Here is an 8,882-nt window from a genome sequence, read left to right on the forward strand (position 1 = left end):
CGCCGAAGAACTCGATGAAAGACGCGCCATAGCCGATCTCACCGATGGCCTCTGCCAGGGGTTTGCCCTGTTCAGCGGTCAGGATCTTGCCCAGATCCTCGGCGTTTTCCATCATCAGATCGAACCAGCGCCGCAGGATGGCTGCACGTTCCTTGCCGGTCAGTTTGGCCCATTCTTTCTGCGCGGCTTCTGCCTGTGCGATTGCTCCGGCGACCTGAGCACGGCTGACGTCTGCCACTTCGGCGACCACATCGCCCCGAGCGGGGTTTGTGACTTTGAACGTGCCATTGTCACCGTCTACCCACAGACCGCCGATATAGGCTTTGGTTACAAGCAATTCGGGGTTCTTCAGGATTGACTTCAGATCGGTTGTTGCGTCCAGCATGATAAGCCTCCGGCGTGAATTGGGTTGCGCGCACCCAATCAGGTGATGTCTCAATTGTCTATGGCCACTCTGGATGTGGAATCAATCCAGATTTGATCAAAAATTTACTTAACAAGTTAATTTAATTGAGTCACTCGAAATCTGCTCGTTTCGTTGGTCGGTCTCGCCTTTCTTTTTGCGAAGGAGTTTGCCAAAGTCTGGGTGAATTTTGAGATCCAGGGGATGTAAATCAGTGTAACATTCCCTATCTTATTGGGTAATAGAAGAAAAAAGGGATAGAAGCGATGTCGAACCAGCAATTCGAAGCGTTGATAGAAGAGACTCAAGCCAAAGTGCGCGAAAGCCAGTCTCAGATCGAAGGGCTGACCTCGCGCATTGAAGCGGCCCGCGCCAAGATCGGCACCGCCGAGGCGGACATCGACATCGAAAACGCCACGCTTGAAGACGTACATGCCCATACCGAGGTGATGAATGCCAATATCGCCGAGCTGATCATGGGGCTGGATGATGTCACCAACGCGTTTTCCAAGGACTTCGACGAGATGCGCTCGAAAACCGGGTGGGAGTCGTTTGTCGGCATCTTCTCGAAAGGCAAATCCGAGTCGATGCGGCAAGAGCGGATGCGCACGGCCAATATCGACGACAAGTTGCAAGACCTGATCGCCAAATCGGACGTGATCGTGAAGCTGCTGCAAGGGCAATTGTCGGTGCTGGAAGAGCAACGTGTGAAGGTTGAGGGCAACCTGACCGTAACCTTGGATGACCGCGAGGCGACCGTAGCTGAACTGGAAGCGTTGCGCGCCGAGATACAAGGCATGGACCCGGCGATCATAACGCTGGAAAACAAGATCAGCGTCGAACAGGACGCCGCCGCGCGTACCCAGCTGGAAACCGAACTGGCTGAGCTGAACAAGCAATACAACGCCAAGGTTCAGGAAGAGCAGGTCAAGCTGGCCAAATCGCAGACGCTGGAACGCTATATCGAAAAGGGCAAGACCTGGGTCGATTCACTGCAGAACCAGGCGGCGACGCAGATGGTTTTGATCAACAAGCTGCAAACGGACACGCAGCAGCGCGTGGTGCTGTATGACGCGCTGACCAAATCGCTGAAAACCGCGCAACAGCAGGACGTGGCCCACCGTATCAACGAGATCGGCGTGCAGACGGATCAGGAGGCGCAAACCGCCATGGCCGCCATCGGCACCGCGACCAATCAGAAAATGGCCGACATGCTTGAGGCGCATGAGGACCACATGGTCTTTGCCCGCGACGTGCTGGAGAAAAAGGCCAAGGCGGATGAACGCTTTGCCCGCCGCTTTGCCTCGATTGTCGAGAAGCATGATAAGAATTTGTACGGGGGTTCTTGAGGGTCACAATTGTGACTAAACAGACCAATAACCGTTATTCATCGGGTCTCACGCGCAGGGACATTCAGCTTCCCGCTTGGGTCGAGAATGCGATGATCCTGCGCTGGTTCGCTATTGGTCTAGGCGTAATTTTCTATTGGATCACAGAGTCCCTTTGGGCTCCGGCTATTGGGATAGCAGTGTTCGCTGGGGTCGGGCACTTGGTTTATTTTGTTTACAAAAAGGAAGACCCGGTTTCGGCCGAAATCGCGTTCCACAACGACACTGATGGGTATCACTCGGGAGACGCGGATGGGGACGGAGATGGTGGAGATTAATGGAGACTAACCCTACCCAAGATCATGTCGGCCTGACAGACACTTTCGCCTCGCGCCGCTATTTCCGCAAATTCGAGGTGATCACCGTTCACCTTTTGCGCGTGGCTGCGACGATGGAGGCCGAAGGGGCGATCTCGAAACAAGAAGTGCGGATCGTGTCGCGTTACCTCTCGGGGTTGCTCTACACCTTCCGTGCGCTGTCCATGAAATACCTGCTGGTTGGGCGCGATACGGGGCGGTTCTTTGGCAGCCTCGCCATGGACAAGCGCGACAGCGGCTTTCCGGTGGCGGCCGAGTTGCTAACGATGGCGAACGACGCGCAACAGGCGCAGGTGCATCTAGCGAATATGCCTTCGGAAGACGACCTGAAAACCGATATGGTTCGGACGATCATCGGTGATCAGGAGATCCCCACCAAGCTGCAATTCGCGCTGTCCCAAAGGCTCTATTACGAGGAATTGTTGAAAGGACAGCTGTTCTGGGCCCGCAACGATCCTGAATGTCACTGGATCGGGAATGAGGGCGAGCGGCGCAAGTTCATGATCCACTGGGCGGTCTATGACAGTCAGGTCAACCTACCTGTCATCTATCTGATGCAGTTGGAAGACAGCGGCAAAACCGCCCTGCCCAAGGATCAACGCCGCTGGCCCGAAGTGCAGGCGCATCTGATGGCGCAGTCTTTGGGCGGGTTGAAGCTGGTGACCATCGCCAAGGGGTTCGATCATGATTTCGACGACCTGCACCCCAAACACCTGCGCCGCATTCATGTGGGGCCAATGTATTCCTCGGCCTATACCGAGCAATCCGGCCCCCTTCGGCAGGTGCTGGAGGACGCACAGGCGCCCGAAGGTCAGGATTGGGCGCTTGCCTGGACCACCGAGGAGCTGGAAAGCGAAGAGGTGATCGAAGAACGCGCCGGTTGGTTTTCTACCGTCGAACGCGAGGTCTTTGCACTGGACCCGTTCGGCGGGCAAGGGGCCGAGACCGGGGCGACGCGAACGCAGCGGTCGATCATCCTGCCCCAACGTCCTTTCCAGGTGCTGGCGGAGCGCAATCCGCCGGGGTTTGCCGATGTGCGCAAGTTCGTGGTCAGCAAGGCCGGGCAGGTGTTGCGATACTAGTTTCGCCTCCGGCGAGAGTATTTTTGAAAAGATGAAGCAAGAGCGGTTTTTGAGATGAGTTTGACGTCAGATAAGATGGAATTGCGCGAAGACGACATTCGCAAGCATTACCCAGCGGCGACGGCCTTGTTGAACGGGTTCGAGCATGCACCGCGGATCGCGAAACCGGTTGAAGTGGCGGTCGAGCGGTCTCCGGGGGTTTCTACGGGGCGACGGTTTCGATCCACGACACCAGGTCTGGTCACGCGGCGCACGGTGCGTTCGGACGGTGTGCATTTGGTTGAACGGATCGAGGCCTCGGACGATGGCGATGCGTTGGTCTCGCCCCCGCAGGCCACTGCGCAGCAGGCCATTCGTCGGGCCATTGCCATCGCTCTGGCGGTGGCGGAGGCTTATGCGGAGCAGACCCCTTTGGCTGATCTGAAACGCGCGAACCTGGCCGGAGATCTGCCCGCCGCGCGGAAGACCGAGTTTTCAGAGGTTCTGACTGCCGAAGCGCTGATCTCGTTACACACGTTCGGCAATACGCTGGCTTATCTGTTATCCTCGCATCTGGGGGAAACCACCGTCGATATCGGCGAGATCGAAGAGGTTCTGACCGACAATGGCCAGCTTGCCCTGCATGGCGCGCTGTGGGAGCTGGATCAGGTACTGGCCAAACACGTGCCCGATGATGCCCAACTGATCGCCGCCATCAGTGCCTATGCAGAGCAACTGATGGACAAGGCCGCCCTGCGCGCAGGGTCGGCAAGCCATCTGGCCCCGTTCCAGAACGCAGCCTGGCATATCGAGGCCGATGATCTGACGATCCGGGGGTTCGAGCCGGCCTCCAAGGCAAAATCCACCACCTTGACCATGACGTTCAAGAAACCGAACGAGGTGGTGGGCAACCATATCGCCAAGTATCAGGCGATGAAGCTGGCCAAGATGGTGATGGCCTATGATTTCGACCGCCGCCTGAACCCGTTTGCCGAACTTGGCGGGTTCATCTTTACCTTCATGGGCGACGGCAAACCGGGCACCGGTAAGACCACTCTGATCCAGATGATGGCCGGGCTGATCAACGACTATTGCCAGAACGCGGGCTATCCGTTCCGCTATCAGAACCTGAGCACCGATAATATCGACAGCTATCAGGGCAAATCCGGCCAGAACGCCAAGGCGTTTATCAACACGATCATCGACCCCTCGGTCATCGGCTTCGGCACCATCGACGATATCGACCAACTGGCAGGCAAACGCGGCGACCGGCAATCGTCAGCCGGGCAGCTGGAGATCACTGCGGTGTTGATGGAGAGCTTTGCCGGCGCCAACACCGTTGTACGCGGTAACTGCACTTTCGGCATGTTCTCGAACTACCCCGAGAATGTGGACGACGCCCTGCGCCAGCGGGCGGGCGCGCGGTTCCTGGTGGACGGACCGCAAACGCGCGAGGATTACATCGACATCCTGCACCTGCTGATGGGCCGCAACCACGACATCCCGCTGGGCGAACACGAGGCTTACGCCGCGCAGGAGATCAAGAAAGCCGTCGCCGCCAGTTTCGAAAGCCATTCGCGCCCGCATGAGGACGCTTTGTTGCAGGTCTATGAGCGGGTGTCCGGCGATATCGGCCAGATGGACACGATCGCCAAGATGGGCACCTACCTCAAGGCGATCCAGCAGGCGGATGAGCGGTTCACCGGCCGCGCGATCAAGAACATCACCGACGCGGTCAAGGTCCGCGCGATGGATTTCGAACTGCCAGACGAATGGATGGAAAACCCTGACCTGTTCCTGTTCCGCGACTACGACACCAAGAAGGCCATGATCGAGGACCTGCGCCAGCCGATCACGGTTGAGATGGTGATGCAAGAGATCAACCGCTACGCCGACAGCGAGTTCCGCTATGCCGACAAGAGCGACGAGGTCGCCATCGAGAACGCAGTGCGTGAGATGGGCCGGATGGAAGAAGCCAAGCGGCGGTATCTGGAGGGGAAAGGCAGATGAGTGCTGAAGCTTGGGCTGCGTTGGCTAACACTGTTATGGCGGGCGCTGCCGTTGCGGCAGCAATAGCCGCATTTCGAGGCTTGAGCACCTGGAAAAACCAAAACATCTGGACAGCCGACTCTGATCTGGCGCGCCGCATCATGATTGCAACATACCGATACCGCGATGCGCTTTATTCGGTTCGCCACCCCGCTATGTCGAACTCTGAATTGCGGACCGACGAGGCTGAAGCTGACGGATTGCCAGATGCAGAACTACGTCGGCGGGGAGTTATCAACGCTTACGCAAAACGTTGGGAACGCCACTCGGAAAAACGAAACGAACTCGACGCTTTGTTGCTAGAGGCAGATGCAGTCTGGGGAGAAGAATTGTCCAAACTCTTTGAACCTCTAAAGACACTTGAACATGAGCTATTTGTCTACATTAAGCTTTTTCTGGACGCTAATTACTACGGGGATACTGAATTAGCGAAGTCCTATCGAGAAATCTTAGGAGAGAAACGCAATATCCTTTATGACCGCTTGGATGATGAAAAGGATGTATACCGGCAAGATTTTTTGAAGGCTTTGAAGCCGGTTGAGGTATTCGTTCGAGGAAAACTGGGCAGAGAGCAAGTGTCATGATCCGCCTCATCGAAAAAGGCCTGATGTTCGGCAACCTCGTCCACATCTCCAGCCCGGCTCTGGTCGAGCGGTATAACCGCGCGCTGCAGCATCTGGCGGGCAAGACCACGGCGCTGATGGATTTCCATGTCGATATCTCAGGCTATTCGCCGGAGGTGGGGATTGAGCTGGAGGACGAGCTTTACCTCAACCCCAACGGGGTCAATCGGCAGTTCATCCTGCTGACGACCGAGCAGAAACGCGCGCCTCTGCTGAACGTCAAATTCTCGACCTCGCGCGATATCCTGCGCGAATTTATCGAGATGAACGAGGCGCAGCTCTTCGCCCTGACCGCCACCGATGCGGTGGCCGGAGAGCTGGTGAACTCGGTCATCAAACTCACCACCCCGCGCGACCTTCTGAACCTGCGCAAGATCGAGATCGAGGCCGACACCGCAGGCGGAACGCTGCGCAAGGCCGAGCAACTGGCGGGCATGGTCGAACGGTTCAAAACCGAAGAAGACGCCTGGTTCGACGATGTGCTGATCGCCAGGATGATCGAAACAGCCAGGGAAACCGGAGACGTCACCCGAAACCCGGTGCGCCTGCGACATACGGATTTTGAGCAGCGCAATTTCTGGACCGCGCATTTCGGTGGGCTTTATCTTTTTCCCGACGTAGATCACCCGGCAGCGATTTGCATGGGTAAAAAGCCGGACGACATGTCGATCAAATACACGTTTGATCCGTCGCAGCGGAACCAGATTGCCAAGTTTCTGGATTACAACGATCTGGTCGAACCCATCGTCAAGGCGCGCGGTGTGGATGCGGCCGCGATCCTGCAACAGAAGATGGATTTCCTGACCGTCGATGCGGCAACGGATGCCGATGTCAACCTGACGGGGTTGGATCGTAGTGACATGCGGCGGTTGGCTCGGAACCACGCGGATCGCTTGCCCGAAGCGTATCACGGGCTTGCTCAACTGCTGCGCTGGGCAAGCGATGGAGGGCCGTGGCCGCGCATCACCTCGGACCACCCGGCCTATTTCTACACGCTTCGCGCCGCCGATACGCCGAACCGCGATCTGGTGAACATGCTGCTGGCCGAACTGGCCCCGCTGGACCCGCGCCAGATGTTCATCTGCCACAAAGAATTGTTCTACAGCACATATTCAGGCTGGCCTGAGAGCAAGAAGGCCTATGTGGCCGACTTCCTTGCGCGCGAATATCAGGTGGACAAGCAAGGCGCCCGCGCCGCCCTGTTCGGGCATGAGCCGGATATGAGCGGCGACGATCGGGTCAGCGATGACATAATTGCTCGGGTCGGTCCCTGGGGTTCGGTGAGGAAAGGTTGAAATGTTTGGATTATTGCGCCTTTTGCTGATCTTGCTGGTGATCCAGACGATTGCCTATGTCGGGCTGTCGTTCTACTCGCGCGGGATACGCCGTCGTAAACTGGAGAACTGGTGGGACGAAAAGGGCAAGACGGGCAACAAAGAAGCCTTTGTCGAACGCGGATTGCATGTGTATGACAATTCGTTCCGGCGTAAACTGATCCTGGGTGTCTATATCGTGCCGTGGGTGGCGATTGGCGCGCTGATCTACATCGTGAATTACATGTGAGGGTTTAGGCATGGCCTATGTGAAATGGGCGTTCATTATCATTTTCTGGGGTACGATTGCCGTGATCCTGCAATATTCTCTGCCCCAGCATGACATTGTGCGCATCGTCAACACCTATGAAGAACGGCAGGATCTGAACGACTGGACCCGGATCTTCTGGTCAGAGCCGGAAGATCAATCCACCAGCCTGTCCAACCGGGATGTGCAGTTCATTCAGGCGGTGCGGGCCAACGGAAAACCCATCGTGTACCGAAATGAGGATACCGGCTGGGGATGGCCCCCGTATTTCAAGTTCGACACGGCGAACCTGTATACCGAGGCCAATGATGCGAAATCGACCAAGGAGAACCCGAAATGGGTGGTCGTAACCCATTACGGGTGGCGCAACGAATTCATGTCGATCTTTCCCAACGCCATTTTCATCAAGCATGTGGATGGCCCGGATGTTCGGATCATTCCATGGTTCAATATCATCTTCCTGACGATCTTTGCGGCGTTTGTCTGGGCGATATGGGTGCGTTGGCGCAGGTTCCGGCAATCTCGGATCGATCCGATGATCGAAAACGTGGAAGACGGCCTGTATGCGGCGGGTGACGCCATAGAAGAGCGACACAACAGGTTTCGACGCTGGCTGGACAGCTGGAAATCGAAATAGATCACAGCTGGGGCGGGCGTACCGGCAGCACGCCCATCAAGCTGGCTGTGCCCTTCACCTGACGATGAATTCCGCGTGCAGCGCGCCTGCTGCCTTGATCGTTTTCAGAATGTCGATCATGTCCTGAGGCGAGACCCCAAGCGCGTTCAGACCTGCGACAACCTCGGACAACGTGGTGGCCTCGGGGATTTCGGCGAGGCCGGTTCCCTCTTCTTCCTCGATACCTGCGATTGTCCGTGGCACGACCACTGTTTCACCTCTGGCGAACGGGTTGGGCTGCACCGCAATCGGTGCCTCCTGAACCGTCAGAGTCAAGTTGCCTTGAGACACCGCAACACGCGAAATTCGGACCTCCTGCCCCATGACAATGGTGCCAGAGCGTTGATCGACGACAACGCGTGCTTTCGATTCAGGCTCGACCAGAATGTTTTCGATACGCCCTATGGCGTGGGCTGTGGAAACCGCCTGCGTCGCCGCGACGTTGATCTCAACCGTGCCGGAATCCCGCATGATTGCCACGGCTCTGTTGAACTCGATGTTTATCGCGGTTTCGATGCGCGCGGCGGTGGTGAAATCGGGCTCTCTGAGTGCAAGGCGCATCTGAGTGAGAGTTGACAAGTCGAAGTCAATTTCACGCTCGACCCGTGCACCCGATGGGATCACGCCCGAAGTTGGCACCCCACGCACGACTGAGGCTGCCTCTCCTTCAGCCGAAACGCCGCCTGCAAGGATTGTGCCCTGAGCGACCGCATAGATTTGGCCGTCGGCTGCGTTTAGCGGGGTCATGATCAATGTTCCACCCAACAGGCTGCTTGAATCGCCT

The 8,882-nt window shown here is 57.0% G+C and carries 9 protein-coding genes; 7 read left to right on the forward strand and 2 right to left on the reverse strand.

Annotated features, from left to right (window positions below; translation table 11 throughout):
* On the reverse strand, positions 1-385 hold a 385-nt coding region (locus AC2FNN_RS20635; RefSeq protein ID WP_496760299.1), incomplete at its 3' end, for an aldehyde dehydrogenase family protein.
* 284 nt (positions 386-669) lie between these two features.
* On the opposite strand from AC2FNN_RS20635, the gene AC2FNN_RS20640 reads away from it, so the two are divergent.
* The 7 genes from AC2FNN_RS20640 to AC2FNN_RS20670 all read left to right on the forward strand — a co-directional run bounded on the left by AC2FNN_RS20640 (position 670) and on the right by AC2FNN_RS20670 (position 8,059).
* A complete protein-coding gene (locus AC2FNN_RS20640) occupies positions 670-1,752 on the forward strand; it encodes a hypothetical protein (RefSeq protein WP_496760300.1) in 1,083 nt (360 codons plus the stop codon).
* A 316-nt stretch (positions 1,753-2,068) separates the two neighbouring features.
* Positions 2,069-3,190 carry a hypothetical protein gene (locus AC2FNN_RS20645; protein ID WP_496760301.1) on the forward strand — a complete coding sequence of 374 codons (1,122 nt, stop codon included), beginning with the start codon at positions 2,069-2,071 and terminating at the stop codon, positions 3,188-3,190.
* 54 nt (positions 3,191-3,244) lie between these two features.
* The gene (locus AC2FNN_RS20650) at positions 3,245-5,179 is read left to right on the forward strand and encodes an AAA family ATPase (protein ID WP_496760302.1); all 1,935 of its coding nucleotides are present in this window, start codon (positions 3,245-3,247) and stop codon (positions 5,177-5,179) included.
* Complete coding sequence (locus tag AC2FNN_RS20655; protein WP_496760303.1) at positions 5,176-5,802, forward strand: hypothetical protein; 627 nt, start codon at positions 5,176-5,178, stop codon at positions 5,800-5,802. The genes AC2FNN_RS20650 and AC2FNN_RS20655 overlap by 4 nt, the downstream gene beginning before the upstream one ends.
* Positions 5,799-7,136, forward strand: a complete 1,338-nt coding sequence (locus AC2FNN_RS20660) for a DUF6638 family protein (RefSeq protein WP_496760304.1) — start codon at positions 5,799-5,801, stop codon at positions 7,134-7,136. Before AC2FNN_RS20655 ends, AC2FNN_RS20660 begins: the two co-directional genes overlap by 4 nt.
* Position 7,137: 1 nt before the next feature.
* Entirely contained in the window at positions 7,138-7,404 is a 267-nt protein-coding gene (locus tag AC2FNN_RS20665) for a hypothetical protein (protein ID WP_170345707.1), read from the forward strand.
* Between the two features lie 10 nt (positions 7,405-7,414).
* The gene (locus AC2FNN_RS20670) at positions 7,415-8,059 is read left to right on the forward strand and encodes a DUF1523 family protein (RefSeq protein WP_496760305.1); all 645 of its coding nucleotides are present in this window, start codon (positions 7,415-7,417) and stop codon (positions 8,057-8,059) included.
* Positions 8,060-8,113: 54 nt separating this feature from the next.
* Here the strand turns inward: AC2FNN_RS20670 and AC2FNN_RS20675 are convergent.
* On the reverse strand, positions 8,114-8,882 hold a 769-nt coding region (locus AC2FNN_RS20675), incomplete at its 5' end, for a flagellar basal body P-ring protein FlgI (RefSeq protein ID WP_496760306.1).

The organism is Ruegeria sp. BHSA118 (assembly GCF_059613405.1).